The organism is Ruegeria profundi, from assembly GCF_020171505.1.
In the GTDB taxonomy this organism is placed as follows: Bacteria; Pseudomonadota; Alphaproteobacteria; order Rhodobacterales; family Rhodobacteraceae; genus Ruegeria; species Ruegeria profundi.
In genome coordinates, this window is the sequence record NZ_JAIUZS010000009.1 from 151575 (window position 1) to 177493 (window position 25919).

General features: G+C 54.8%; 20 protein-coding genes, 2 pseudogenes and 1 riboswitch. Of the genes and pseudogenes, 18 read left to right on the forward strand and 4 right to left on the reverse strand.

Translation table 11 applies throughout. The features are described from left to right. Nucleotides 1-63: 63 nt before the first annotated feature. Entirely contained in the window at nt 64-714 is a 651-nt protein-coding gene (locus LCM21_RS18740) for a pyridoxamine 5'-phosphate oxidase family protein (protein WP_224891958.1), read from the reverse strand. 60 nt (nt 715-774) lie between these two features. Here LCM21_RS18740 and pdxR point away from each other — a divergent pair, with 60 nt between their 5' ends. The 8 genes from pdxR to nrdF all read left to right on the forward strand — a co-directional run bounded on the left by pdxR (nt 775) and on the right by nrdF (nt 10380). Then, nucleotides 775-2211, forward strand: coding sequence for a MocR-like pyridoxine biosynthesis transcription factor PdxR (gene pdxR, locus LCM21_RS18745; protein WP_224891959.1), 1437 nt, complete (start codon nt 775-777; stop codon nt 2209-2211). 134 nt (nt 2212-2345) lie between these two features. Next, a complete protein-coding gene (locus tag LCM21_RS18750; protein WP_224891960.1) occupies nt 2346-4268 on the forward strand; it encodes a DUF3604 domain-containing protein in 1923 nt (640 codons plus the stop codon). Between the two features lie 161 nt (nt 4269-4429). After that, nucleotides 4430-5251 carry a peptidyl-prolyl cis-trans isomerase gene (locus LCM21_RS18755; protein WP_224891961.1) on the forward strand — a complete coding sequence of 274 codons (822 nt, stop codon included), beginning with the start codon at nt 4430-4432 and terminating at the stop codon, nt 5249-5251. After that, nucleotides 5248-6249 (forward strand): HupE/UreJ family protein, encoded by a 1002-nt coding sequence (locus tag LCM21_RS18760; RefSeq protein WP_224891962.1) that lies wholly within the window; start codon nt 5248-5250, stop codon nt 6247-6249. Before LCM21_RS18755 ends, LCM21_RS18760 begins: the two co-directional genes overlap by 4 nt. A gap of 116 nt (nt 6250-6365) precedes the next feature. Further along, a riboswitch (cobalamin riboswitch) is annotated at nt 6366-6558 on the forward strand. Nucleotides 6559-6641: 83 nt separating this feature from the next. Continuing rightward, nucleotides 6642-6863: a glutaredoxin-like protein NrdH gene (nrdH, locus tag LCM21_RS18765; protein ID WP_068340216.1), complete on the forward strand. Its 222-nt coding sequence runs from the start codon at nt 6642-6644 to the stop codon at nt 6861-6863. 24 nt (nt 6864-6887) lie between these two features. Next, nucleotides 6888-7292, forward strand: a complete 405-nt coding sequence (gene nrdI / locus LCM21_RS18770; RefSeq protein WP_224891985.1) for a class Ib ribonucleoside-diphosphate reductase assembly flavoprotein NrdI — start codon at nt 6888-6890, stop codon at nt 7290-7292. Then, nucleotides 7274-9397: a class 1b ribonucleoside-diphosphate reductase subunit alpha gene (gene nrdE / locus LCM21_RS18775; protein WP_224891963.1), complete on the forward strand. Its 2124-nt coding sequence runs from the start codon at nt 7274-7276 to the stop codon at nt 9395-9397. The genes nrdI and nrdE overlap by 19 nt, the downstream gene beginning before the upstream one ends. Before the next feature lie 11 nt (nt 9398-9408). Next, on the forward strand, nt 9409-10380 hold the full coding sequence (gene nrdF / locus LCM21_RS18780) for a class 1b ribonucleoside-diphosphate reductase subunit beta (protein ID WP_224891964.1): 972 nt from the start codon (nt 9409-9411) through the stop codon (nt 10378-10380). Nucleotides 10381-10546: 166 nt separating this feature from the next. On the opposite strand, the gene LCM21_RS18785 is transcribed toward nrdF, so the two are convergent. After that, on the reverse strand, nt 10547-10918 hold the full coding sequence (locus LCM21_RS18785) for a winged helix-turn-helix transcriptional regulator (RefSeq protein ID WP_224891965.1): 372 nt from the start codon (nt 10916-10918) through the stop codon (nt 10547-10549). 132 nt (nt 10919-11050) lie between these two features. On the opposite strand from LCM21_RS18785, the gene LCM21_RS18790 reads away from it, so the two are divergent. The 3 genes from LCM21_RS18790 (at nt 11051) to LCM21_RS18800 (ending at nt 13548) form a co-directional block, all read left to right on the forward strand. Beyond that, nucleotides 11051-11659 carry an NAD(P)H-dependent oxidoreductase gene (locus LCM21_RS18790; RefSeq protein WP_224891966.1) on the forward strand — a complete coding sequence of 203 codons (609 nt, stop codon included), beginning with the start codon at nt 11051-11053 and terminating at the stop codon, nt 11657-11659. Next, a complete protein-coding gene (locus tag LCM21_RS18795) occupies nt 11646-12365 on the forward strand; it encodes a glutathione S-transferase family protein (protein WP_224891967.1) in 720 nt (239 codons plus the stop codon). The genes LCM21_RS18790 and LCM21_RS18795 overlap by 14 nt, the downstream gene beginning before the upstream one ends. Nucleotides 12366-12579: 214 nt before the next feature. Further along, complete coding sequence (locus LCM21_RS18800) at nt 12580-13548, forward strand: hypothetical protein (RefSeq protein ID WP_224891968.1); 969 nt, start codon at nt 12580-12582, stop codon at nt 13546-13548. Between the two features lie 16 nt (nt 13549-13564). Here LCM21_RS18800 and LCM21_RS18805 read toward each other — a convergent pair. After that, nucleotides 13565-13809, reverse strand: a pseudogene (locus LCM21_RS18805) (IS5/IS1182 family transposase); the annotation flags it as partial. A 226-nt stretch (nt 13810-14035) separates the two neighbouring features. Here LCM21_RS18805 and LCM21_RS18810 point away from each other — a divergent pair. Together LCM21_RS18810 and LCM21_RS18815 are read left to right on the forward strand one after the other, a co-directional pair. After that, on the forward strand, nt 14036-14854 hold the full coding sequence (locus LCM21_RS18810) for a DUF2189 domain-containing protein (protein ID WP_224891969.1): 819 nt from the start codon (nt 14036-14038) through the stop codon (nt 14852-14854). 264 nt (nt 14855-15118) lie between these two features. Continuing rightward, nucleotides 15119-16150: pseudogene (locus tag LCM21_RS18815) on the forward strand (transposase); the annotation flags it as partial. Nucleotides 16151-17505: 1355 nt separating this feature from the next. On the opposite strand, the gene LCM21_RS18820 reads toward LCM21_RS18815, so the two are convergent. Then, complete coding sequence (locus LCM21_RS18820; protein WP_224891970.1) at nt 17506-19122, reverse strand: hypothetical protein; 1617 nt, start codon at nt 19120-19122, stop codon at nt 17506-17508. A 298-nt stretch (nt 19123-19420) separates the two neighbouring features. On the opposite strand from LCM21_RS18820, the gene LCM21_RS18825 reads away from it, so the two are divergent. The 5 genes from LCM21_RS18825 (at nt 19421) to LCM21_RS18845 (ending at nt 25372) form a co-directional block, all read left to right on the forward strand. Continuing rightward, on the forward strand, nt 19421-19669 hold the full coding sequence (locus LCM21_RS18825; protein WP_224891971.1) for a hypothetical protein: 249 nt from the start codon (nt 19421-19423) through the stop codon (nt 19667-19669). A 127-nt stretch (nt 19670-19796) separates the two neighbouring features. Continuing rightward, complete coding sequence (locus tag LCM21_RS18830) at nt 19797-20561, forward strand: hypothetical protein (protein ID WP_224891972.1); 765 nt, start codon at nt 19797-19799, stop codon at nt 20559-20561. A gap of 184 nt (nt 20562-20745) precedes the next feature. After that, nucleotides 20746-22140 (forward strand): metal-dependent hydrolase family protein, encoded by a 1395-nt coding sequence (locus LCM21_RS18835; protein ID WP_224891973.1) that lies wholly within the window; start codon nt 20746-20748, stop codon nt 22138-22140. Nucleotides 22141-22146: 6 nt separating this feature from the next. Next, a complete protein-coding gene (locus LCM21_RS18840) occupies nt 22147-23691 on the forward strand; it encodes an amidohydrolase family protein (RefSeq protein ID WP_224891974.1) in 1545 nt (514 codons plus the stop codon). Between the two features lie 73 nt (nt 23692-23764). Further along, nucleotides 23765-25372, forward strand: a complete 1608-nt coding sequence (locus LCM21_RS18845) for a HoxN/HupN/NixA family nickel/cobalt transporter (RefSeq protein ID WP_224891975.1) — start codon at nt 23765-23767, stop codon at nt 25370-25372. Nucleotides 25373-25919 lie beyond the last annotated feature (547 nt).

Below are 25919 nucleotides of genomic sequence, written 5' to 3' on the forward strand. Positions count from 1 at the left end.
TTAGTGGAACGTTCCAAATATGGCAAGAGGAAGTTTGAAAGACTGTTGTCTCAGCCCCCGACCCTACAACCGAAAGGACCGGACATGATCAGGCATCGGCACATCCTTGATGTTTCGCGGGTCAGGGATCGGCTTGCCGACCGATGTATGAACAGGGATAACACCGGCCCAGATGGGCAGGTCATAATCCTCTTCTTCGTCGACGGGGCCACCTGTCCGCATTTTGGCACTGCCTTCTGAGATTTCCATGCCCAGCACCATGGTCGCCTTCAGGTCCTGCGCGTGATCGGGCCGCAACCCTTCATAGCGCCCCGGAAAAAGGCCGTTGACGAAACGACCCAGCTTATCCAGCTTTTCCGCCGGGTCTTCGACCTTGCTTGCGGTTCCGAAAAGCGTGACCGAGCGCGAGTTGACTGAATGATGCATGCCGGAACGGGCCAGGACAAATCCGTCAAGGATAGCAACCGACAGACAAACCTGTGCGTCACGGGAATTGCGCAAGGCGCGGCTGGCCGAGGAGCCATGCCAATAGACATGATTTCCCTCGCGCCATTGCAGCGTTGGCGTCACAAAAGGCTTGCCATCAATGATGTATCCCACGCTGCACATAGGCTGGGCATCCAGAATACTGTTGATCGTCGCGCGGTCAAAATGCCCCCGCTCATGCGAGCGGCGCAGGCGGCTTCGGTCTGTGACTGGCAAAGTCTCGGTCATCTTCGGAACTCGTGATTGTTCTTGCTACCGCTGTCATGCCCGGATATTGGATATTTATAAATGTCCAATATTGAAACTTTTTCTAAGTCCAATTTGAATCGTGACCTGTTTGCGATTTCCATGGATACGTCGCTGAAGACGTCATTGCAGACGCAGTTGCGTGGGGCGCTGCACGACATCATATCCGCGTCTCCGGATTTAGTGGGTGCGCGACTACCTTCCAGTCGTACACTTGCGTCCGAATTGTCGATTTCCAGAACAACCGTTCAAGCCGTCTATGATCAGATGATCAGCGAGGGGTATCTGGTCACCCGCCAAGGCAGTGGCACCTATGTGGCGAGTGACATCACCCACCTGTCTCAACCACAACCCATCTTTCGACCGGCCGCTCCCAGGACTGAACCGTGGCTGCCGTTTCAAACCGGCCTGCCGGATCAGTCGTTGCTGCCGAACAGGCAGTGGGCCCGCCATCTTGAACGTGCATGGCGCGCGCCCGTGCCCGAGCTTTTGGCACGCCCTGATCCTCAGGGCTGGTATCCGCTGCGCGAGGCGATCTCGGATCACCTTGCTGCGTGGCGTCACCTGAACTGCGATCCGGGTCAGGTTGTAATCACCTCGGGCGCGCGCGAAGCCTTCGAAGTGATTTTCCACGGGTTGCTTGGTACAGAAAAAACCGTCGCAGTCGAAGACCCGTGTTGGCCCAAGTTGCACACTATCTTAACTGATACCGGAAATCGCGCCCTGCCAGTTCGCATCGACAAAGAGGGGTTTGCCGTGGACCGGCTTCCAAACGAAGCCCACGCCGCAATTGTCACTCCGTCCCGGCATTATCCGACAGGGGTCAGCCTGCCTTTGCCCCGCCGGATTGCCTTGCTGGAATGGGCCAGGCAGATCGGCGCCACAGTGATTGAAGACGATTATGACAGCGAGTTCCGCTATCGGGGGCAACCCTTGCCGTCCCTGTCCGGGTTGGATGGCCTAAACAACTCGATCTACCTTGGCAGCTTCTCAAAACTGGTCAGTCCTGCGCTTAGGATCGGATATATGGTTGTGCCAAAACGCTTGCTGCAAAAAACTCTGGGCTATCTTGAACGGACCGGACCGCGCGCGTCGCTGATCCCGCAACCCGCCCTCGCAACCTTTATGAATAGCGGTGAGTTCGCAATGCATCTGCGGCGCATGCGGCGCGTATACGCGCGACGGCAGACTCATTTGCTGGATGCGCTTTCCCCAGCATCCGATCTTTTGGATCTTCAGGCCGACTCATCAGGGATGCATCTTTGCGTTGGGCTTCAGGAACGTCTACTGGATCAGGTTTCTGATTTGGACGTCTGTAAACTGGCCCACAAACACGGATTGCAACTCGGCGCAGTGTCTGAACACTGCGTCCTGCCAAACAAAATGCAGGGGTTTCTGCTTGGGTATGCAGCCTTTGAGGAAAAGACACTTTCGGACGCTGCAAACCGGCTTGTTTCCGTGCTTCGATCGGCCTGTTGACCTTGTTCAGACGGTGCAAAGAACCGCCAAAGTTTTTTTACCACACATCAAAATACAATGTTATTGTTATGTTTAGATTTATACACACAGCATTTTTGAGTTGAACACGCAAAAACTGCAAAAGGGGGTTTCACATGCTTCGGTTGACCGTCTGTTTTCTCACGCTTTCCTTGGGTCCCGCCTATGCAAATACGGATGCCGTTCCCAGCGAGGAAGCCGCCGAGGGCCTGTTTACCGAAACCCCGTATTCGCCCTATGCCAACCGGGCTTTCCCCGAACGGCCATTGTGGGGGGACACCCATTTGCACACCGGCCTGTCGCTGGATGCCGGGGCTTTTGGCAATACGCTGCTGCCGGACGAGGCATGGCGTTTCGCAAAAGGTGAACAAGTTATTTCTTCAACTGGTCAGCCGGTGCGACTGGCCAGACCGCTGGACTGGATGGTGTTGACCGATCACACCGACCTGATGGGCTTTGCCCCTGACTTGCAGGCAGGCAAGCCCGGAGTTCTGGCAGAACCTAAAGGGTTGGAATGGTATGAGGGCTACACGGCCGGCGGCGAAGATGCAGCGAAAGCGGCGTTCGATATCATCACCAACTTTTCGCAGATGACCTTGCCAGAGCTTCTCTTGGAATCCTACAGCCCGGGTGCCGATGCGTTTGCTTTCACGTGGGAACAGATTGTACTGGCCGCCGAACGCCATAATGATCCCGGCAATTTCACCGCATTTATAGGGTTTGAATGGACCTCGGTCCCAAAAGGGTTCAACCTGCACCGCAACGTCATGCTGCGCGATGGTCCGATCCGGGCGCTACAGATGGTGCCGCCCGTAACACAACCCCCATATGGAGATACCGATCCGAAGGCGCTCTATGCCTGGCTTGAGGAATATCAGTCAGAAACCGGCGGTCGTGCCATCGCTTTTGCGCATAACGGCAACCTGTCAAACGGTTGGATGTTCCCGACCGAAGACACCTATCACGGCGGAAAGGTTGATGAGGAATACGTAAGCAACCGCGCCAAGTGGGAACCGCATTACGAGGTCACGCAAATCAAGGGCGATGGTGAAGCGCACCCTTTCCTCAGCCCGGATGATCCCTTCGCCGATTATGAAAACTGGGATGTCGGCAACCTCGACATAAGCGAATTGAAGACAGATGACATGCTGGCGGGCGAATATGCCCGCGAAGCCCTGAAACGGGGCTTGGCGCTGGAAGAGAAGTTCGGCGTGAACCCCTATAAGTTCGGAATGGGCGGCGCCACTGACAGCCACACATCCCTTGCCACCGCGGAAGAAGAGAACTATTTCGGCAAATCCGTTAGCGCCGAACCTTCGGCCACGCGGGTACTGCACCCGTTTGTCGAAAGCGATAAAGGCGTTATCGAAGGCCACACGCTGGTTGCATCCGGATATACCGCCGTGTGGGCCACCGACAACACGCGCGCCGCAATCTTCGATGCGTTCAAGCGGCGCGAGACCTATGCAACGACCGGCCCTCGGATAGGCCTGCGGTTCTTTGGCGGCTGGGAGTTCGATGACAGCGATCTTGAAACCCGATTCATTGCCAAAGTCGGCTATACCAAGGGCGTGCCCATGGGCAGTGATCTGCGCCCCCGCGAAGGGGATGGTGCCCCGACTTTTCTGATCGGAGCGTTGCGTGACCCGATCGGGGCCAATCTGGATCGGGTTCAGGTCGTCAAAGGCTGGCTTGATACTGACGGTACGCTGCAAGAAAAGGTGTACAACGTGGCCTGGTCTGATGATCGTGTCATAGATGCGGATGGCAACCTGCCCGAGGTCGGCAACACCGTGGATTTGGATACCGCAAGCTGGACGAACACGATCGGCACGTCCGAATTGATCACGGTCTGGACCGACCCCGATTTCAACCCGGATGAGCGCGCCTTTTACTATGCGCGGGTTCTTGAAATTCCAACCCCGCGCTGGGTTCTGTATGACAAGCTGCGCTTTGGCGTTGACCTGCCAGCAGAGGCGCAGCTGATCCATCAGGAACGCGCCTATTCCTCGCCGATCTGGTACACGCCCGGTGAATGAAACAGCCAGGACGCACACCCGCGTCGAGGCGTTCCATGAAACATCTCGACACTGGGTCACAGCATTGGTTTTCATGAAGAACCCGCCCATCAGCCATTTGACTTACGCCACAGCCCGACCCTACGATTGACGCAAGCAACGACTTGGTTTCAGGACTGTTCATGCGCATTTTGAAAGAGCCCCTGCTTCACTTCGTTCTGATTGGAGCAGCCATATTTGGCTGGTTTTCTCTGGTCGGCCAAACGGGCGAAACACCTGATCGGTCCGAGACGATAGTGATCGACAATGGCGAAGTTGACCTTTTGGCGGCCCGTTTTGAAACCACCTGGAAACGCGCGCCACGCAATGATGAATTACAGGCCTTGATTGACGCAAGGATACGTGAAGAGGTTCTCGTGCGCGAGGCGCGCAAGCTGGGGCTGGATCGCGGAGATCAGATTGTCCGGGCGCGACTGGCGCAAAAGATGAATTTCCTGTTCGATGGGATTGCGTCATCCGTGGTCCCCGAGGACGATGCGCTTAACACATATCTCGCGGAAAATGCCGCGCGGTTTACGGTGCCGGCGCAGATTGCATTCGATCAGATTTTTCTTGGCGCTCAACCAGTATCGGATGAGATCGACAGGGCATTTTCCGAACTGCAAGCAGGTGAGGATTGGCCTGAGATCGGCCTGAGATCTTTGATGCCAAGCTCTTTACCACTGTCAGCTTCAAGTGCCATCGATGGCACGTTCGGTCAGGGATTTTCAAACACGCTGTTTATGTTGGAGCCGCGCGAGTGGGTTGGTCCGATCCAATCTGGTTATGGGCAGCACCTTGTCAGGATTACCGAAACACGGCCACAAGTCCTGCCGCCTTTGAATGAGATTCGAGAAGAAGTTTTGGCTGCATGGCGCCGCGACACAGCGCAGGAACTGGCTGAGGCGCAGTATGAAAGCCTTGCCGCGCAATACCGCATTCAAACACCGGACCCTCAGGAATGAAGGGGCTGCTTGGTTTGATGCTGACGATATGGCTGGTCTGCCTGCCTAAAACCGGCCATGCGCATGCCCTTGACCCCGGATATCTGGACCTGAAACAGCTTGCGCCCGGTTCATGGCAGGTGTTTTGGCGCATACCAGATGTAAATGGGCAACCGATGCAGATCGACGCCATTCTGCCTTCGTCCTGCACTCCGGCGCAGGGCCCGCAGCCCTTTTTCGACACAGCCGCTTGGGTTTCTTCGTGGATCGCCGCGTGCAACACCCAAATCGCCGGTCAGGCTGTGACTATTCAGGGCCTGGAACGGCAGCGCAACGACGTTTTGTTGCGGTATCAACCCCTGGACGCCACGGCTGCAACATTGCGATTTACGCCTGAGACGACTGTTCTGAACCTGCCAGAAGATGCATCCACCTCATCCGTTTTCGTAAGTTACTTCTGGCTTGGCTTCGAGCATATCCTGGAAGGTTTGGACCACCTCCTGTTCGTTTTCGCCCTGTTTGTTCTGGTGCGTGATCCATGGCGCTTGATCGGGGCTGTGACAGCTTTTACCGTGGCGCATTCGATTACGCTGGCGCTGGCCACGCTTGGTGTGTTGCACGTTCCGTCCGCCCCGGTCGAGGCCGTGATCGCCCTTTCAATCGTGTTTATGGCGCTGGAAATCCTCAAACATAAAGACGGCGAAGTCAGGTTGTCCGAGCAATTTCCCTGGATTGTCTGCTTTTGTTTCGGCCTTTTGCACGGGCTTGGCTTTGCCGGCGCCCTGACCGAGATTGGCCTGCCTCCCGGGGATATTCCGACCGCTCTTGTGGCCTTTAATTTGGGGGTCGAAGCGGGCCAGCTTGTTTTTGTTACGAGCCTTTCACTTGGGCTATTCCTATGGCGCCATGTGATACGCCCTGTTCCATCAGGTTCGGATTCCATTGCAAGGTCGATCACTGGCTACGCCATCGGGTGTGTGTCGCTTTTCTGGCTTGTCCAGCGTGTGAATGGTTTTTAAAGATGGCACTCTGGATTGTGGGAAATGCGGGGCTGCGGCGTGTCTGATACTCCGACTCCAACGAAGAAATTAACACGAAGTGCATACTACATATTGACAACACCTTACTTCCATACCCAATATGGAGTTGCTTCGGTGATTTCGATTCCGGTCGAAAACTAAGAGGGAAACCGGTGAAATTCCGGCGCTGCCCCCGCAACTGTAAGCGGAAAGTTCGGCTGAACACGCCACTGAAACGGTGTTTTTGGGAAGGCCAGCCTGAACGTTGATCCGCGAGCCAGGAGACCTGCCGCAAGCAAGAACGATAACCACGAACGGAGGGTTCGGGGGCGTGCGCAGGGAAGGTCTGCGCGATGGCGTCCTCGGCTTTTGACGAAAAGGACAGAGGACAGATGAGCATTACCGTGTATTCAAAACCCGCATGCGTGCAATGTACCGCCACCACCCGCGCGCTGGATGCAAAAGGTATTACATATGACGTGGTTGACCTGACGCAGGATGACAGCGCCATGACCCACGTGACCGAGCTGGGATATCGTCAAGCTCCTGTTGTTGTCGCCGGAAACGATCACTGGTCCGGGTTTCGGCCTGACATGATCGCTCAGCTGGCCTGATCCGTGGCGGCGCCGAGCCCGGCGCTGGTCTATTTTTCATCAAATTCGGGAAATACCCATCGCTTTGTCACGCGACTGGGCCTGCCTGCTTTGCGCATTCCGATGCAGATGGACCAGATGCCACGCCCCATGTATCCGTATGTTCTGATCTGCCCTACTTATGCCGATGGCGAAGGGCGCGGCGCTGTGCCGAAACAGGTCATTCAGTTCCTGAACGATCCGGACAGGCGCGCCAGGATCGCTGGGGTTATCGGCGCCGGGAACCGAAATTTCGGTGCGACCTATGCCCTCGCCGGTCGCATCATCGCCCAGAAATGCAACGTGCCACTGCTGTATTCCTTTGAGCTGGCCGGCACCGAAACCGACATCGCCCGCGTGCGCGCAGGGCTTGAGAAACTAGGGAGACACCTATGCTCGACAGCAGCCTAAACGAGCAGGACTATCACGCGCTGAACGCGATGCTGAACCTCTATGACGGTGAGGGGAAAATCCGGTTCGATGCGGACCGCATGGCCGCGCGGCAGTATTTTCTGCAGCATGTGAACCAGAATACTGTTTTCTTTCACTCGCTGGACGAAAAGCTGGGGTATCTTGTCACTGAAGGTTATTATGAAGAAGCCGTTCTGGATCAGTATTCCAAGAATTTCATGCGCAAAATCTGGGATGCGGCCTATGCCAAGAAATTCCGCTTTCCGACCTTTCTGGGCGCGTTCAAATATTACACGTCATACACGCTGAAGACCCGTGACGGGCAGCGTTTTTTAGAGCGTTACGAAGACCGTGTTGTGATGACCGCACTGGCACTGGCCCGTGGGGATGAGGCGTTGGCCATGTCCTTCATGGAAGAGATTTTGGATGGCCGGTTCCAACCCGCGACCCCAACCTTTCTGAATGCAGGCAAGGCCTCGCGCGGGGAGTTGATTTCATGCTTCCTGTTGCGGCTTGAGGACAATATGGAAAGCATCGGGCGCGGCATCAACTCAGCCCTGCAACTGTCAAAACGCGGCGGCGGAGTGGCGCTGCTGCTGACCAACATCCGCGAACATGGTGCGCCGATCAAAGGGATCGAAAACCAATCCTCGGGCGTGATCCCGGTGATGAAATTGCTGGAGGACAGCTTTTCCTACGCCAACCAGCTGGGTGCCCGACAAGGTGCCGGGGCGGTCTATCTGAACGCCCACCACCCCGACATCATGCGGTTCCTCGACACCAAGCGCGAAAACGCGGATGAGAAAATCCGTATCAAAACGCTGTCTCTGGGCGTAGTGATCCCCGATATCACCTTTGAGTTGGCGAAGAAGAACGCAGATATGTACCTGTTCTCACCGCATGATGTGGAAAAGGTCTATAGTGTTCCGTTCTCGGAAATCTCGGTCTCCGAGAAGTATCACGAGATGGTCGATGACAAGCGCATCCGCAAATCCAAGGTTAATGCGCGCGAATTCTTCCAGACTATTGCCGAGATTCAGTTCGAATCCGGCTACCCCTACGTGATGTTCGAAGACACGGTGAACCGGATGAACCCCATCGCGGGCCGGATCAACATGTCGAACCTGTGCTCCGAGATTTTGCAGGTGAATGAGGCATCGGAATTTAACGATGACCTCAGCTATGCGCATCTGGGCACGGATATTTCCTGCAACCTCGGTTCGCTGAACATCGCCAGGGCGATGGACGGTGGTGATCTAGGGCGTACCGTTGGGGCCGCGATCCGGGCGCTGACCGCGGTGTCCGAGATGTCGGCGATCGACTCGGTTCCCTCGGTCCGCCGGGGCAATGACGAAAGCCATGCCATCGGTCTGGGGCAGATGAACCTGCACGGGTTTCTTGCGCGCGAACATATCCACTATGGCAGTACGGAAGGCATTGAATTTACGTCTGTTTACTTTGCCGCTGTGGCCTATCACGCGATCCGTACCTCCTGCGATCTGGCGCAAGAGCGGGGCGCGCCGTTCAAGGGGTTCGAGGAGTCAGATTATGCCTCGGGTATCTTCTTTGACAAATACACCAATCGTGACTGGTTGCCGGAAAGCGACAGGGTGAAGGCTCTGTTCGATGGCATGACCCTGCCCACACGCGGCGATTGGGCCAAACTAAAAGCCGACGTGATGAAGCACGGGCTTTATAACCGCAACCTGCAGGCGGTGCCGCCCACCGGGTCAATCAGCTATATCAACAACTCGACCTCTTCGATCCACCCCATTGTGTCAAAGATCGAAATTCGGAAAGAGGGCAAAATCGGCCGTGTCTACTATCCGGCGGCTTTCATGAACAATGATAACCTAGAATACTACCGCGATGCCTATGAGATTGGCCCCGAGGCGCTGATCGACACCTATGCCGCAGCCACCGAACACGTCGATCAGGGCCTTTCGCTGACCCTGTTCTTCCCGGCCGAGGCCACGACCCGCGATATCAACCGCGCGCAAATCTATGCGTGGAGGAAAGGCATCAAAACCATCTACTACGTGCGTCTGCGCCAAGAGGCCCTTGAAGGGACCGAAGTGCAAGGCTGCGTATCCTGCTCGTTGTAAGGGGAAGTGAAATGAAAGACATGATTCAAACCAAGATCCCCCGCGCGATTAACTGGAACCGGCTTGAAGATGACAAGGACCTTGAGGTCTGGAACCGACTGACGGTGAATTTCTGGCTGCCTGAAAAGGTACCGCTGTCTAATGACATCCAAAGCTGGGCCACGCTGACGGATCACGAAAAACAGCTGACCATCCGCGTCTTTACCGGCCTGACCCTGCTGGACACGATCCAGAACACGGTCGGTGCCCCGGCCCTGATGCCCGACGCTGTGACACCCCATGAAGAGGCCGTGCTGACCAACATCGCCTTTATGGAGGCGGTGCACGCGCGCAGCTACTCTTCGATCTTCTCGACGCTCTGTTCGACCAAAGAGATCGACGAAGCCTTCCGCTGGTCCGAAGAAAACCCGCATCTGCAGGCCAAGGCCGAGGCAATCCTGAACACTTATGCTCCGGGCAATGATCCGCTGAAACGCAAGATCGCGTCTGTGTTTCTGGAAAGCTTCTTGTTCTATTCCGGCTTCTACCTGCCAATGTACTGGTCCAGCCGCGCCAAGCTGACCAACACCGCCGACCTGATCCGCCTGATCATCCGGGATGAAGCCGTGCATGGCTATTACATCGGCTATAAATTCCAGCGCGGCTATGAAAAGCTTTCGGATGATGAGCAACAGGAACTTAAGGACTACGCCTTCTCGCTGATGTTTGAGCTTTACGACATCGAAAATCAGTACACTGAGGAACTGTATGACGAGATCGGTCTGACCGAAGACGTAAAGGTGTTCCTGCACTACAATGCCAACAAGGCGCTGCAAAACCTTGGCTTCGAGGCGCTGTTTCCACCAGAGGTTGCCGAGGTGAACCCGGCTATCCTGGCAGCGCTCAGCCCTGACAGTGAGAACCACGACTTTTTCTCGGGTTCGGGATCCTCCTATGTCATCGGCAAGGCTGTCGCGACCGAAGACGAAGACTGGGATTTCTAAACCCTGGCGTCAAACGGGAAGCGCTGGCTTGCGCTTCTCGCTTTTGCGGCTTTTGTCCTGTCATCACATGTTTGGCGCACGACGCGTCCCGGTGATCAAATCCTGAATATAAGGCAATGTGCCTTACGGTCTTCTGCCCCAATCGCACCTTGGACAGACACGTGGGTCAGGCATCGGAGTTATGCTGCGGCAGACTCTCACTCCACTCACGCAATGCGTCCAAAAACCCAAGCGCGGTACGTCCCCTCTTGGTTATCTCGTAGTGGACTGAGATTGGTGCAGTATCCATCACCTCACGCCGCACCAACCCTTGCGCTTCAAGCTGGCGCAGACGTTCAGTGATCATCTTTTTACTGGCACCGCCCACCATTCGGGACAAATCGTTAAAACGTACAGGACCGTCCTTTAGGTGCCACAAGATTGATCCCGTCCATTTTCCGCCGATGATCCGCATGCCACGCTCAATCGCACAAGGCTCTGTACAGGCTTCGTAAACCTGTCTTCGTCCCTTGGTATCATCTTCGACCCGAGCCCGCATTGCGCACCTCCGTAGGTATAAAGGCAGGTTACAAAAAGTATACTGGTTGCTTTTCCATCTCAGGAAACACAACTTTCCCTTCAAGCCGCTTCAAGTCAAGCGTCAATCAGTCAATTGAACGAGGTTTCAGACATGAGCAACATTCTGATCATCAACGGTACGCAGCCCTATGAATTTGCCCCTGGCAGGCTAAACGCAAGCTTTGCGCAAAGGGCGCAAGAGGCCATGGCCGCAAAAGGAAACGAAGTGCGACTGACAACCATTTCAGATGGGTATGACGTCGAAGCCGAGGTTGCGTCGCATGTTTGGGCCGATGTGATCATCATGCAGTTTCCGGTGAATTGGATGGGAACACCGTGGGTGTTCAAAAAGTACATGGACGATGTCTATACCGCCGGAATGGATGGGCGTTTATGTGCTGGCGATGGCCGCACGACCGAGGCGCCAAAAGCGAATTATGGGATGGGCGGAACACTCAAGGGCACCAAGTACATGTTGTCCGTGACATTCAACGCACCAAAAGAAGCGTTCGATGCCCCGTCAGAACCCTTCTTTCAAGGCGGCAGCGTCGACGACCTGCTGCGCCCGGTTCATCTGAACGCCAAGTTCTTCGCCATGGAGCAATTACCAACCTTCGCCGCGTTTGATGTTATGAAAAACCCCGAGATCGAAGCGGATTTCAAACGGTTTGATGCCCACCTAAACTCTGTTTTCCCGGAGGTCGCTTATGTCCCGGCCTGATATCCACCTATATACCGCGGCCACCATGAACGGATACAAGCCGGTTATCTTCCTTGAAGAGGCTGGCATTCCCTACGATCTGACCTCTATCGATTTCTCGAAACAGGAACAGAAAACGCCGGACTATCTGAAACTCAACCCAAACGGCAAAATCCCGGTGATTGTGGACCGGGCCGAGGGGCGTGCAATTTTTGAAAGCGGTGCAATCCTTTGGCACCTGGCTGAGAAATACGGGGCGTTCCTTCCCGCAGACCCGGTCAAACGGTCCGAGGTGATGCAGTGGATGTTTTTTCAGGTTGGCCATGTCGGTCCGATGATGGGTCAGGCCATGTATTTTCAGCACATCGCGGCCCCCAACGGACATGAAGAACCGTTCTCAATCAAACGCTATGTCGATGAGTCGCGACGCCTGCTTGAGGTTCTGAACACACATCTGGAAGGTCGTGAATGGCTGGCCGCCGGGGAATACACGATCGCGGATATGATGGTTTATCCATGGGCACGCGCCTATGTCTGGGCACGCACAAGTGTTGATGGCTTACCTCACCTTCAGGCCTGGTTCGACCGCATTGACGCGCGCCCATCTGTACAAAAGGCACTGACCATTCCCAAGGCAAACCCGCATTTTTGGGACGAAAATGCCGATGCCAGCGCCTTTGCCAAGGAAAACGCGGCGCGGTTTGCCGGTGATGTCAGAAAGGATTGACCGATAGTCACAAGTTCAATCATCGACTTAAACGAATAGCCGGACAGACCTTACTACATTGGTGGGGCGACTGAGACTAACGTCAATGCACCTCTGTCTGGTGATCGACCACGCCCGTGCACCACTTGTCTGGTGCACGGCGGCCGAACAAATTGATCACGCTAGGCCACGAAAGCATGTTAGAATATTCCGCATGTTTTTCAGGCTTGATCAGATGAAAAGACCTTGTGTTTCAACCGTGCTGTTAACCTGCACCCTGACATTCCTGCCCATGGCGGCGATGCCATGCGGTTTTCATGCAGTGTCGGCACGTGAAAGCGTGGTGAGCTCTCTGATGGACGGAGCAGTGGTGGTACTGGCCACAACTGACCCTGACATGCCCTTTCAGTACAAAGCCTCCGAGGCGATCAAAGGAGATTTGACCGAGGCAGAGATACCGTTTCTTGTGGACAGTACAACACGCAGAAAACTTGGCAGCAATTCGGACGGCAGGGTCTTGTTCGCAAAAAACGCCGAGACCGGAAATTGGGCGCGCTTGGCCTATATCGACGCATCGAACAAGCAGGTTTTCCAGCATATCCTTTCGAATCTTGAGGCCTGGTCAACTCAGCGCATCAGCCGCTACCAGTTCTTCGGATCGCTTCTCAGCCACAAAGAGCCTTCAATACGGAACATGGCCCTAACCGAGCTTGACCAGGCTCCGTATAGTATTCTGCAAACCCTGGACACCAGTTCAGACACACAAACACTTTTGGGCAGCCTTTCCAATCCTCGTGAGATGTACCTTAAACCTGCTAAGATACTCACCCTTGGATTTAGCGACTCCGAGGCCGCTGGACAGTTTCTGCTTCAAGGGTTCGAACGTTCTCTGACCCACGCGCAGGATAGATTGCTTGGCGCCTACGCAACCGCAATTATTGAAAGGGACGGATTGGACGGCGTGAATAAAGTAAGCGCAGCAGTCTCAACCGCGCCTCGCCTAAGCGCCGAAAGCCAAGACGCAATCTTCCAGGCAATGATGATTCACTATTTGCACGGGCCACGCCAAACACGGGAAGCCATCGCAAAGACTTTGCGCCATTGGATTGTGAACGATCCAGGTTTTGCAGAAGTCGCTCGAAACAGCGTTGCGGCGCGCCCGGACAACTTGGTTCCATCTCAGCGGCGGGGAGTTCGCTTTTAAAGCTAGTGACTTATAACTACTGGATGACTGTCGCAGCGAGTGCGATGGCTGAGTGAAAGACCTTGGACATCTATCAAAGCGGGTTGCGACGTGTCTCCAATCGTTGAGCGTGCCTAACATGATCTCGGTCCGGTTGCGTCGTTTGCCATGTTTCACAGGCAGCTTGCGCTGCGTTCGACCGACAATTCGGGTTTTCATCCCATTGTCTTTCTATGCGCCCCGAAACCTATCCGCGTCGTGACCACGGCCTCGGAACAGCCATCATCCGCAAAAGCACCTTACTCACCTCATCGCTTCCAGCGATTGTAGAGCCGCCGAAGCCTAATCAGGGTTCCCTTTCGGCGTTGCGGGCTTGGCTGCGATACTCCCTCGTTGCCGAAATGCCTCAACTGAGTCAAACTTGCGTACAGAGGAGGGATGTCCGTTTCACCGCCGGGCTTTTTCGCAAACGGACCAGCAGAGCGCCCTGCCTCGGGAGGAGTATGCCATGACATCCAAGACCGCAGGTTCCACACCACCGGACAATCCGATGCCACAACAACAGGCCATTCCCACGGTCAACAAGGTGGATAGGGGTGATATCACCGCATCGCTGAAGGCCGGGTTCTCCGACTTTTTGGCTCGTCCGTTCATGAGCGGTTTCTTCGGCCTGTTCTATGCCGTTTTCGGAATCCTGTTTGTTTGGAGCTTGGTATGGCTTGGCAAGATCTGGATGATCATTCCCGCCATAATAGGCTTTCCACTGGTCGCGCCTTTCGCTGCAGCCGGGCTTTATGAAATGTCCCGTCGATTGCAAAAGAATGAAAACTTCGGATGGTCCGAAATCCTGACTGTCATGCTTAATCAACGCAAGCGCGAAATGGGCTGGATGGCCTTTGTCACCCTGTTCGTTTTCTGGGTGTGGATGTACCAGATTCGGCTGTGGTTGGCGATCATACTGCAGGATGCATCCTTCTCGGATTTCAGCGGGTTTTTGAACACCGTATTCTTCACCCCAGAAGGGTGGACCTTTCTTGCAATTGGCACCTGCTCAGGCGCGTTTTTATCGGCTGTCCTGTTCACGGTGACTGTAATCGCGATGCCCCTGCTTCTTGACCGGGACATCGATTTCATTTCGGCTATGATTACATCCGTTCGCACCGTCACGGAAAACCCAGGCGTGATGCTGACCTGGGCAGCAATCATCTCGGTCACCATGCTGTTGTCGCTGGTTCCTGCATTCCTTGGCTTGATCTTCACCCTGCCGATCCTTGGACACACCACATGGCATCTTTATCAGAGGGCCGTGTCACAAGCGGAAGAGTGACCGATCCAGTGATGATCGTGACTTGTTTCTCACTCGCTGAAAACTTCGATGAGCGAGTCGCGTCGATCGGTTGAATAGGCAGCTCTGATCCGTCATGCGGCATCGCAGCGTGACGTAGAGCGACCGCAAGGGTGACTTACATCCGTTGACCGACGATCAGATGGATAAGCTTGGCCGTTTCTTCCCGAAATCCCACGACAAACTACCAGTAAGCGGCAAGTGCTTGGAGTAGATAATTTTTTTTCACCCATAGCGGCTTATTCTGGCGAGGATAGCATCGCTGCACGTTGCGGCCGGGAGGGCATTGCCAAGAGCCTGTATTATTCCTTGTCGAAGGAATTCCTTGAGGCTGGAAAGAGCCGGCTGGCTGGTGACACCGCCCGACAGGCGATGATCGAAGTTCCCGGCAGCACCTTACGATCGGTATGCACATTGGGCTGACGGTGGTATCGACGCGCTTGTTGATCACCCTTCCCTTCCCTTCCCTTCCCTTCCGAGGTCGGTGTGAAAACGTATCCAGAATGGCATCCGCAGAGACGGCGTTGAATTTGCGCTGGATCATGAGGGCCTGACGCCCCGCGAGTTGACGGTCAAATACACCGATGAGAAACGGTATCTTGTGTCCGAGACATCCGCTTAGCGCCTTCTCAAGACCGATAACCTCATCACAGCTCTGGCCCATGTTGTGATCCGGGCTGCGGATGAGTTTCACGACAAGACCACCGGCCCGAACGAACTGTGGCAGACCGACTTTACCTATCTTGAAGTCATTGGCTGGGGTTGGTTTTACCGGTCGACCATCCTCGACGATTACAGTCGCAATATCATTGCACAAGAGCTTTGCACCATGATGAAGGCTGGAGATGTCACCGACGCTCTGGCACTGGAGGCGTCAGGCTGCACCTGTGCTACGGTTGCTCAGAAGCCCGTCTACTCAGCGATAACGGCTCGTCTTACGTCGCAGCCGATCTGGCCAAATATCTCGACGATAAAGGTATGCACCACGTTGAAGACGCACCCCATCACCCGCAGACACAGGTCAAGATTGAGCGCTGGCATCAGGCAATGACGAACCGGGTTCTCCTGGAAAACTACTTCTTGCCGGACGACCTCGAATGTCAGATCGGCGCATTCGTCGATCACTACACCAACGACCAATACCGCGAGAGCATCAACAACCTGACACCCGCCGATGTCTATCACGGTCGGGGCGCGAATATCTTTAAGATGAGAAGGGGGATCAAGAAACAAACAATCCAGAAACGCCGCTTGCAGCTCCAAACCGCTGCCGCCTAAACTCGAACTGAAATCGAACCAGAACCTCCGTTACAAAACAGTCCTCGGCCTCCAAAAAACTCTGCCGAGGGGCATAATAGCATTTACCCGTTCACCCAGCATCAGAGCGATACCCACTGTCTTCTTAGACGGGCGTCAATTTGATATGAATTTCGGCCTTTCACTGGGGCTTTGAGGATATGACCGGCGTAATTTTCTAATAACCTATATCAAGTTAGAGTTACCAGCAGACCAGGGGGTATGAGCACCTCACGTTCGGTAATAGCAAATCCTGGCTTGTCGCGGCGTGTTTCGTGCACTTGGGCAAGCTTTAACTTTAGCAATTCAGCTACAGTGATTTCTCGCCCCTGATGCTTGCACAGAGCTTTGAGCGGCTATGGCCGACTGCCAAAGGCCTCGCGAGATGCGAGGCTGAGTACCTGATATTCTGAGCTTTAGTATTGGTTGCGGGAGCTGGATTTGGCCTTTGCCGAACTATCGTTGTTTTGGGAAAACTCAAATAATGCCAAGTGTGTGTCAAAGCTCGATCTTAGAAAAACTGGAGGAGAACATCCGAAAGCAACCTTTCGACAGAGCGGTTATGAAGTCATTGAGCTAGATGATGCCAGGGCGGCTGTGTCCCGCATGGCGTATATTCTCAAGCGACTTGGCTTTCTAACTGCGGCGACAAGGGAATGGGGGCAAAGGTAGCTCTGCGCCCGAAGCTACCCTTGTTCCCACTTCTACCTTTCGCCGATGCAGTAGACCGCAAGCGGCACATTCCGGACGTTCAGAACCAGGCGGCAAATGTTAGGTGAGCGGGACGGAACGGTCGTTCACCTCGGTTTACCTGAATCTCGCTTTCAACGTTGGCCGAATGCCGCTTTTTTTCGGAAAGAACGAGCATAAAGATCACAAGTAAGTTCACCATGTCCCCCGGCAGCAGTAGACTTGTAAGAATGAATAACACAACTAAAAATAGAGTGTATGGTATTGGAGAAACCAAAGTAATTCGGCTGTGAAGGCTATCGACGCATCACTCCCCAATTCAACTGACTCAAAGATCATGACCGGGAAAGGAAATGCTTGAGCGGGCTATGGGGCGAATCTTGTGCCTAATAATATCAAATCACGGTTGTGCTCGAGCAAAGACGGCACAACTGCTTCAAACGGTGCGCTCATATTCTACTGAAATTCTTCATGTAAGTATCGCGGTACCGTGGCCTCGCTTCTGGACACCCTGACAAAAGGCATCCTTGTATAGGAGTGCAAATTTATTGTCAGGATCATTGAAAGCCCCGCCAGTGTTTAAGCTTAAGTCAGTATGAAAAATGGCTATCTGCGGGGGGCGATCTGAAGCGAACGGCTCCTGTATTCTATCCACCAACATATGCGTGCGCTTCTGACAGGCCTTCAGTGACCGCTTCGACAAGAACGGCATGCATACTATGCGATTCCAGCCATGCTTTTGGATTATCAGAGAGAAGTGGGTCGAGTTCAGCCAATCTAGTTAGGGCAACTCGTGCGGCCGGTTCATTGGAGAGTTTGCTGTGAGCGATGGCAAGCAGCGCCTGGCCAAAGGACCAGCCATCGGCCGAGGCTCGCTCTGCATCAATGACCAATTCCTCCCATTCTTCTTTAATCAGATGATCCGCCGCCAGCAGGTGAAAGTAGAACGGCGGTGGCGCAACCGAGAGGTCTATTGCGCGGTGCATAATAGGGACCCCCTCAGGGAAGCGACCCGCTATCCCATAACGGATCGCAAGATTGGCTAGCGCAGCGGGATCGTTGGGGTTAGCTTCCACGGCCTTGCGTGCAAACTCGATCGAGCGCGCCATGTCCCCCGCGTATTGCTCAACATGGGACATCGCCTGAAGCGCGTCTGTATCTTGAGGATTTAAGTCGATGGCTCGGATCGCAGCCTCTTTGGCAAGGGCGAAGGCCGCGTCCCTAGAAAGCTCGGTCTCGTGACCGAACCGAGCAGCATCATTGCGCAGGTAGGCAAGCATTGCCCATGCACGCACGTACTCAGGTTCTTCGCGAACGGTTGCTTCAAGACAGTCCCGCGCAGCCTGATATTGGTCCCGATGATATGTTCTTCTGTAAATCTGTGCACTTGCGACACACGCAAATCCGCGCAAACTAGGGTCATCGTGATCCTCTAATTTGTTGGCCCGTACATCGCTTAGCACGTAGCCATATTGCTGTCCGATTGTCGAAGCGATCTGAGACGAAATCGTATCCTGAATAGCTGTTATGCTCTGACCATAGGTGCCCTCAGCATAGCGTTCGCTCCACAGGATTTCGAAGTCGGTGCGGCGAACAAGGTTTGTTCGAAAAAGTAACTCTTCGCCCTCTCGCCATACGTCACCGGTCACCTTGAACTCTGTTTCCGGCGCATTGCTGTCAGATGAGGTAGTCTCCGCTTCAGTCGTTGCCTGTTTGGATGCGATATGCACAGCAAGGTCCGGAAACCTGATCAAAGCTGCGGCAATCTCGTTGGTTAGACCCGAAGCGACAAGCGACACAAAATCGTCATTCGTTCGAGGTTCAAATTCCTCCACCAAAATGGAGATTTTGCTGGATACGCTTGGGGCCTCAGTTGGCGTTAAGTTTTCGGGGCGCGCAAACAGAAAGCCTAGCCCAAGTGTTATGGCTATGCACACGACTACGACAAACGCCGCCCCCGCGAACAACTTATTGCCTGGTTTCAATTCCCGCACGTGATCGTCAGCCGATTTCTCACCCAATGATACTTCGTTGGGCACAGCCTGCTCTTGCTGGGAAAATTTCGGAATATAGTGACCTTTTGGAATGCTGATGCGGATCGGATCGTCCCTGCCGTGCCCCGCATAGTAGTTGTCGAGATCCCTGCGCAGCTTTCTCGCTTCGAGCCGCACGATTGGGTCGGATTGCTGGTCGAAATCAGACCCTCTCCCGAACACCGCCATAGCAATGGTCGTCGCCTTAAGTTCGGCATCACGACCCGCCAAGGTTTCCTCAACAACATGTCGCAGCATTTCACGACGCCGGGTGCTGGACTGCAAATCGCTGCAGTCAAGTATTCGTTTGAGTTGTCGGCGTACGTCCTCTTCAGATATGTGAAAACTACCCGAATGGTGACTTCTGATCACTACATTCCTCTTAAAACGCTGGGTACTCGGTCCTCGAGGATAACACGAAAAAAACGCACGGCAATGTGAGTTCCTCACAGAAACACCGACGTAGGTTACATGTAAGAACGTTCAACTCCGCGCGTATTGATGCTGTGGTCCAGCAGGAGCATACCGGATGATGGACGCCTTTCTGGACAGGTTGATTGACAGATACCCCGAGCAAGCTGAGCAAATTGTTTTTCAGTTCCGGAACAACCCAGTCTTCCGGTCCATTTGCGAAGAGATGGAACTTGCCGAACAAGCGATGCTCCGCTGGAAGAACCTTCCGCTTCGCGCGGCAGAATATGAAGAGATTTTCAATGGGTTGAGTTTGGAATTCCGGGCCTTCCTTACGCAGGAGTGTCAGCTTCCAACGAAAGACTGACGAGACTGTGCGGCTAAACTAGACGGAGAATAGTCAAGTGAGCACTACAGGTATCAAGTCTTCGTATCGGACCGAAAGAGCATCGCTTTCGTCGCAGCTTTGCAGATGGTTTGCCTCGGCTGGATTATTGACAGCTTTCGTTGCACTTCCTGCCCATGCCCAGGAAGACCTTAGCGAGATCAATAACGGAACAAATCCAACGCTGCTTACGACGCAGTTTGGGATTCAGTATCAGTTCAACCAGATCAATTCTGACCTGAACACCGGCCTGTTTGAGGCCTTCTACACACAACCATTTGGTGAAGGGGGAAAGCGGGCGTTCAGGATCACTGTGCCCGGGTCGGACAGTCCGTTCAATGCGGATCCGTTCTTTGGGGGAGAGCCAGGTCAGGATTTCACCTTGGGGGACATCAGCCTTACCTACATTGATGTTTTCTACCTCACGGAGAGCAACGGAGCAGCCTTCACTTTTGAGCTGTTTCTGGACACCGCAAAAGAACCAACTGCGGGCTATGGCCAATTCGCGGGTGAAACCTCGGTATTTTATGCGTGGTTTTTGAACAACGGTGCGATCTTCGCCCCTGCTTGGGTTCAGACATTCGGCCTTGAAGGTGGCAACGATGACGGCGTTGACGTCAACCAAACGACGATCGACTTCTACTATGTTCCAAAGTTGCAGAACCCGCGCTTTTACTTGACGTTCGACCCGGCGATCGTTCACGATTGGGAAACAGACAATACATTCGGAAGTCTTCAAGTGACCGCGGGCATGTTGACCGGCAAGGCCTTTGGTGGCGACGGTCAAGTGTTCATCAAGCCCGGCATTCTCTTCGGTGGCGACCGACCTGCGGAGTGGTCAGTCCAGGTCGGATACAAGGTGCTGAACTTTTGATGCCGCGCAGCTTCGCTGGTGCCTCCTCATTCGACGCCCCGCTCGCAGTAAAAAGCTCGAACCGTGTTCACTTTGAGGAAACTAGCCTTCACCACAAACGCCGAAGTCCTGAGCGGCTCCGCCCCAAGAGCTCTACGCGAAAACAACGAAATTCATTCATAACTTGAATACAAGGAAACCAATAATGACCAGCAAAACACTAACCTACCTTCTTTGCACTACGCTCGCCGCCACACCGGTCAGCCTTCTGGCGCATGAGGCGAACCATGAAGTAATTCCCGCAGGTGTCGTGGGCGAGATTGAGACCACCAACGTAAAGATGAAGTTCGACAACGTCGTGATCCGCAACGCGCAGATCTTCAACGGTTGCGACGAAGGGCTCATCGACGCCGACGTGCTGGTCTCTGGCCAGTTGATCCAAGCGATCGGAGACGACATCGAAACACCGGACGGCGCCTTCGAGATCGACGCGGAAGGCCACACGTTGATGCCGGGCCTGATCGACAACCACTGGCACGGAGTTTTCGCCGAAGCGACCATCGCGCAGCTGGCGCTGACCGGCGAGGGCTACTGGAACCTGCTGGCGGCAAGGGCATCCAATAACGCGCTCTCCCGTGGCTTTACGACCCTGCGTGACGTGGCCGGGCCCATGTTCGATATTGCCCGTGCCACAGACGAAGGGCTGATCGACGGCCCGCGCATTTTTGCCTCGGGGCCTGCGCTGTCGATCACTGCAGGGCACCAGGATTTCCGCATCACGCGCGAGGTACCGACCCCGTTGGATGAGCTGCACTCCTTCGAGCGTGGCAACATGTTCTACATAACCGACGGCGTGGATGCCGTGCTCAAACGGACGCGCGAAAACCTTATGCAGGGGGCGACGCACATCAAGCTGATGGCAGGCGGCGGTGTGACCTCGGCCTATGACCCGATCCACGTGACCCAGTTCACCGATGAAGAGTTTCAGGCCGCCGTAGAGGCGACAGAAGCCTGGGGAACCTACGTGACCACCCACGCGATCAGCGATGAGGCGGTACGCCATTCCATCGAGAATGGTGCAAGGAGCGTCGAACACGGGCATATGTCCACACGTGAGACATTGGAGATGTTCAAGGAACATGATGTCTGGCTCAGCATGCAGCCGTTCCTCGATGACGAGGATGCGCCCGCGCTGAACGACTTCCAGAAAGAAAAATACAAGTTCGTCACCGACGGCACGGACTTCGTCTACCGCACGGCCAAAGAACTTGGCCTCAAGATCGCCTTTGGCACAGATACGCTCTTCAGCGCGGACCTCGCCAAGCGGCAGGGCGCGGTGCTGGCCAAGATGGAGCGCTGGTTCACACCTTACGAAACACTGAAAATGGCGACTTGTGATAACGCCGAGCTTCTGAAGATGTCGCAACTGGTAACGCCCTATCCCCTCGGCCCGCTCGGCGTGGTTGAAGAGGGCGCCTATGCTGACCTCATCCTCGTCAACGGCAACCCGCTGGAGGACCTGCAACTCATCAGCGACGCCAAGGCGAACTTCGGCATGATCATGAAGGACGGCACCATCTACAAATACGACATGGAATGACACTTCATGTTGCGCAAAACCCTGATAGCCTCCACCTTTGTCCTCGCGGCCTCCGCCACGGGGGCGCAGGAGTTCGACCTAGTGATCCTCAACGGTCGCGTGATGGACCCGGAGACAAATCTGGATGCCGTTCGCAACGTCGGCGTTAGCGGCAACCAGATTGCGATCGTCACAGAGGAAAACATATCCGGATCCGAGACAATCGATGCCACAGGTCTCGTGGTCGCCCCGGGCTTTATCGACATGCACAACCATGTCGGCGGTTTGCCTTTCGGCCAGAAACAGGCACTCCGTGATGGTGTCACGACCCAGTTGGAGTTGGAGTCCGGAGCCTATCCAATCCCGCTTTACTACGAGCGGCTTGAGGGGAAATCGAAGACCAACTTCGGTGCCAGTGTTTCGTTGCTGGGCATTCGAGAAACGGTGATGAACCCGATCTACATCAGTCTTACCGGGTCTTACATTCTGGACGCCGGAGTAACGGAAGCCGGCATCAATCTGGCCGGGCTACAGTCCAAACCCGATGACGACCAGATCACCGAAATAGTCCGGTTGCTGGAGGACGGCCTGAAGCAAGGTGCCTTAGGGTTCGGAAACCCCGTCGGATACGCCACCGAGAACCTCACGTCGCAAGAAATGGTCGAAATGCATCGTCTTGCCGGTGAATACGGGTCGTTCAGCGTCATGCACGGGCGATTTTCCAGTAACGAGCCGCCGACAACCGGGATCATGTCGGTTCAGGAGGCGCTGTCGAGCTTGGCGATTTACGGTGGCGGGCTTTATGTGAGCCACATTCATCAACAGGCACTTGCAAACACACCATACGCGTTAAAAATGCTGGAAGACGCCCGCGCCTCTGGCATTGATGTCGTATCAGCAGTTTACCCCTACAATTTCGGGGCTTCCGTCGTCAGCGCCGACTATCTGCGGCCTTCGAATTACGGCCCCAACATGGGGCGTAGCTACGCAGATATCACCGAACAGGCGACGATGCAGCCACTTACGCAAGAGCGCTACGAGGAGTTGATCGCGTCAGAACCGACGGCACCGATCCTGTTTCTGGGTGTCGAAGAAGTTGTGATGCTCGATGCCTTGGCCGACCCCAACACACTGGTGGAAAGCGATGCATTCACTTCGATCATCTCGGCCACCGGAGAGACCGCTGTAGGCTGGGATGCAACGTACGACGAAGTGCATGCGCACCCGCGCGCCGCAGGGTCGCACGCCAAGGTGCTACGGTTGGCTCGGGAGGAAAACCTGATGCCGCTTATGCTGGCGATCTCAAAGATGACCTACATGCCAGCCAGCTTCATGGAACGAAATGGCGTTGATCAGATGGCGGGCAAAGGCCGCCTTCAGGAAGGTGCAGACGCGGACATTGCAATCTTTGACCCTGAGACTGTGACGGACAGGGCGACAAAGGAGCAGGGCGGTTTGGCGTCTGAGGGTATCCCATTCGTCGTGGTAAACGGAACGATTGTGGTAAAAGACTCGCAGGTCGTCATGGACGTTTTTCCGGGCCAGCCCATTCGAAACAAGGTCGTAGAATGAACCACCAGCCAGCCGCAACTTCTTTTGAGATTGGCGCGCCCAAATGAGTGTTTTTCATAAGGAGGCAATCGCTGTGAGTGCGCAAAAAGTCATCGTTTTTTTCGGACGCTCATTGCTCCTGCTATTGTTTACGCTTGGAGCACACTCTTCGATCGCGTTCGCCGATACGCCACTACATGTGATGTGGGACGATCTGGCACCATCGACTGAGCAATACGACGACCCGTTCCTCGAGATGTCTTACAAACAGAAGGACCATTTGCGTACGATTCTTGATGCCGAACGTCGGTCAGATGATGCCACACTTTCCGTGCGCGCCCGCGACGCGCGAGCCTCGCTCGCCGCTGACGGATACGATGCCGATGCACTGCTCGCCCAGCGTCTGGTCGTGATGCAAAAGCGCCGAGAAGAGGCAACCGGCGTGACCGGGCAGTTTCTCGAACGCGACGTGATACTTGACGGCTACGTGCTGCCCTTGCGCGGCGACAAGGGCCTCGTCTACAGTTTCCTGTTGGTGCCGTGGGTTGGTGCCTGTATCCACACCCCCCCGCCACCGCCCAATCAGATGGTGCGTATCGATGTCCCCGAGGGCATCGAAGTGGACGAAATCTTTCACGCGGCCAGGCTGAGGGGCGTGCTGGAGCATGCGCCCACCGTCAGTAACCTCTTTCTTGTCGACGGCCAGAGAATGGTCGAAGCATCCTATTCTTTGAAGGATGCACAGGTTTGGGGTGTGCCGGGTGAAATCAAAGCGTCTGCCGCTGCGCCTTTTCAGGGCAATGTCGTAGCCCGAACCCAGGCTTGGATCAGCAACCTTTTCACGACATCTATGACATCAATGGACCAGGGCAAGTCTCTGGCAACGGTGGCGTTCGCTCTTTTCGTCGCCTTTCTCTACGGCGTCCTGCACACGCTCGGCCCCGGGCACGGCAAGGTAGTTGTGATTTCCTATTTCGCAGGTGAAGGGGGCAGCCTGCGCCGCGGTGTGGGGATGGGGGTTCGCATCGCCATCGTTCACGTGTTCTCCGCAGTCGCGGCCGTATTCCTGATTGATCTTGCGATCCGGCAAACAACCGGTGGTGCACCCTCCGATTACCGGCTCATCCGGCTAGGGAGCTATGCGCTGATCATTGCCATCGGACTTTGGATGCTTTGGAAAAGCTTTTGGTCAATTTATGTCTTACGAAGAACGGCTTCGACGGCCCATGAACACGACTCGCATCATACGCACCCGCAAGACCACAATAGCCACAGTGGTTGCGCTGCCTGCGCAGTTGCTGCGAGGTCGTCCAACCGATCTGACGGTTGGCTCGCGACAGCGGTGGGTATAGTGCCCTGTACCGGCGCACTGATTGTGATGCTATTCGGGTTTGCGAACGATCTTGTGTGGCCTGCGATTGCCATGGTGGCGGCTATTTCGCTGGGCATGGCGATCTCCATGTCCCTGATCGGCTTAGTAGCCATTTGGAGCCGTGCAAAGGTTGCGAAAAGAATTGGCACGAGCGCAGTCACCCGCCAACGATTTGAGACTCTTGCTCGGGTAGGCGGTGCAACCTGTGTCACATTGGTCGGAGTGTTTCTGTTCGTCGCAACATGGCATGCGCCAGTAGAGCCGCTCGTATCTCAAGAGGGCGAGGCCGCGAAACTACAAGGGGCGACATTGTCCGCGCTGATAGATTGAAAGCCCAGATAGCATTTTCAAGGCATGTCTCATCGTGGTTTTTCGCCGGATGTGTGCGATCTTTCTGTTTTTTGTGCAGTGATTTGATTTGTCACCTGCGTTCATCGGGTGAGTCCCTTTGGTGCGCGTGTCACGATTCTTGCAAAGATCGCAGCACGCGCTGGCCGCAATGCTATTCAAACTGCTGGACCTTGTGGTGGTAACGATGGTGTCGAGATACCTCACAACAATTCTGGCGTTCGCAGTCATATTGCTCAGCGTGTTTGGCGTTTTTGAACAGCGGACTTTGGGATTTCAACGCGCAATGGATGCTGACGTACCCGTTGTAAGAACAGCAACTCCGAAACAAACCGTCGAAAGCTTGAGTGCGCTAGCGAACGCGTTGGAGGAAAAACTCACCAGTTACGCCCGCGATAAGGACGCTGAAACCTATTCCTCTATTCTCCATACGGTCGATGAGCTGGTGTCGCTGATCGATCTATCCGACATCCCCAGAGCTTACGTTCGAGAGTACGGTGTGCACACCGTTGTGGCACTTTTAGGAATA

Excerpts from the sequence above, each read along its gene's own strand:
- LCM21_RS18740 (WP_224891958.1), bottom strand. The coding sequence starts at position 714 with ATGACCGAGACTTTGCCAGTCACAGACCGAAGCCGCCTGCGCCGCTCG.
- pdxR (WP_224891959.1), top strand. The coding sequence starts at position 775 with ATGTCCAATATTGAAACTTTTTCTAAGTCCAATTTGAATCGTGACCTG.
- LCM21_RS18750 (WP_224891960.1), top strand. The coding sequence starts at position 2,346 with ATGCTTCGGTTGACCGTCTGTTTTCTCACGCTTTCCTTGGGTCCCGCC.
- LCM21_RS18755 (WP_224891961.1), top strand. The coding sequence starts at position 4,430 with ATGCGCATTTTGAAAGAGCCCCTGCTTCACTTCGTTCTGATTGGAGCA.
- LCM21_RS18760 (WP_224891962.1), top strand. The coding sequence starts at position 5,248 with ATGAAGGGGCTGCTTGGTTTGATGCTGACGATATGGCTGGTCTGCCTG.
- nrdH (WP_068340216.1), top strand. The coding sequence starts at position 6,642 with ATGAGCATTACCGTGTATTCAAAACCCGCATGCGTGCAATGTACCGCC.
- nrdE (WP_224891963.1), top strand. The coding sequence starts at position 7,274 with ATGCTCGACAGCAGCCTAAACGAGCAGGACTATCACGCGCTGAACGCG.
- nrdF (WP_224891964.1), top strand. The coding sequence starts at position 9,409 with ATGAAAGACATGATTCAAACCAAGATCCCCCGCGCGATTAACTGGAAC.
- LCM21_RS18785 (WP_224891965.1), bottom strand. The coding sequence starts at position 10,918 with ATGCGGGCTCGGGTCGAAGATGATACCAAGGGACGAAGACAGGTTTAC.
- LCM21_RS18790 (WP_224891966.1), top strand. The coding sequence starts at position 11,051 with ATGAGCAACATTCTGATCATCAACGGTACGCAGCCCTATGAATTTGCC.
- LCM21_RS18795 (WP_224891967.1), top strand. The coding sequence starts at position 11,646 with ATGTCCCGGCCTGATATCCACCTATATACCGCGGCCACCATGAACGGA.
- LCM21_RS18800 (WP_224891968.1), top strand. The coding sequence starts at position 12,580 with ATGAAAAGACCTTGTGTTTCAACCGTGCTGTTAACCTGCACCCTGACA.
- LCM21_RS18810 (WP_224891969.1), top strand. The coding sequence starts at position 14,036 with ATGACATCCAAGACCGCAGGTTCCACACCACCGGACAATCCGATGCCA.
- LCM21_RS18825 (WP_224891971.1), top strand. The coding sequence starts at position 19,421 with ATGATGGACGCCTTTCTGGACAGGTTGATTGACAGATACCCCGAGCAA.
- LCM21_RS18835 (WP_224891973.1), top strand. The coding sequence starts at position 20,746 with ATGACCAGCAAAACACTAACCTACCTTCTTTGCACTACGCTCGCCGCC.
- LCM21_RS18840 (WP_224891974.1), top strand. The coding sequence starts at position 22,147 with ATGTTGCGCAAAACCCTGATAGCCTCCACCTTTGTCCTCGCGGCCTCC.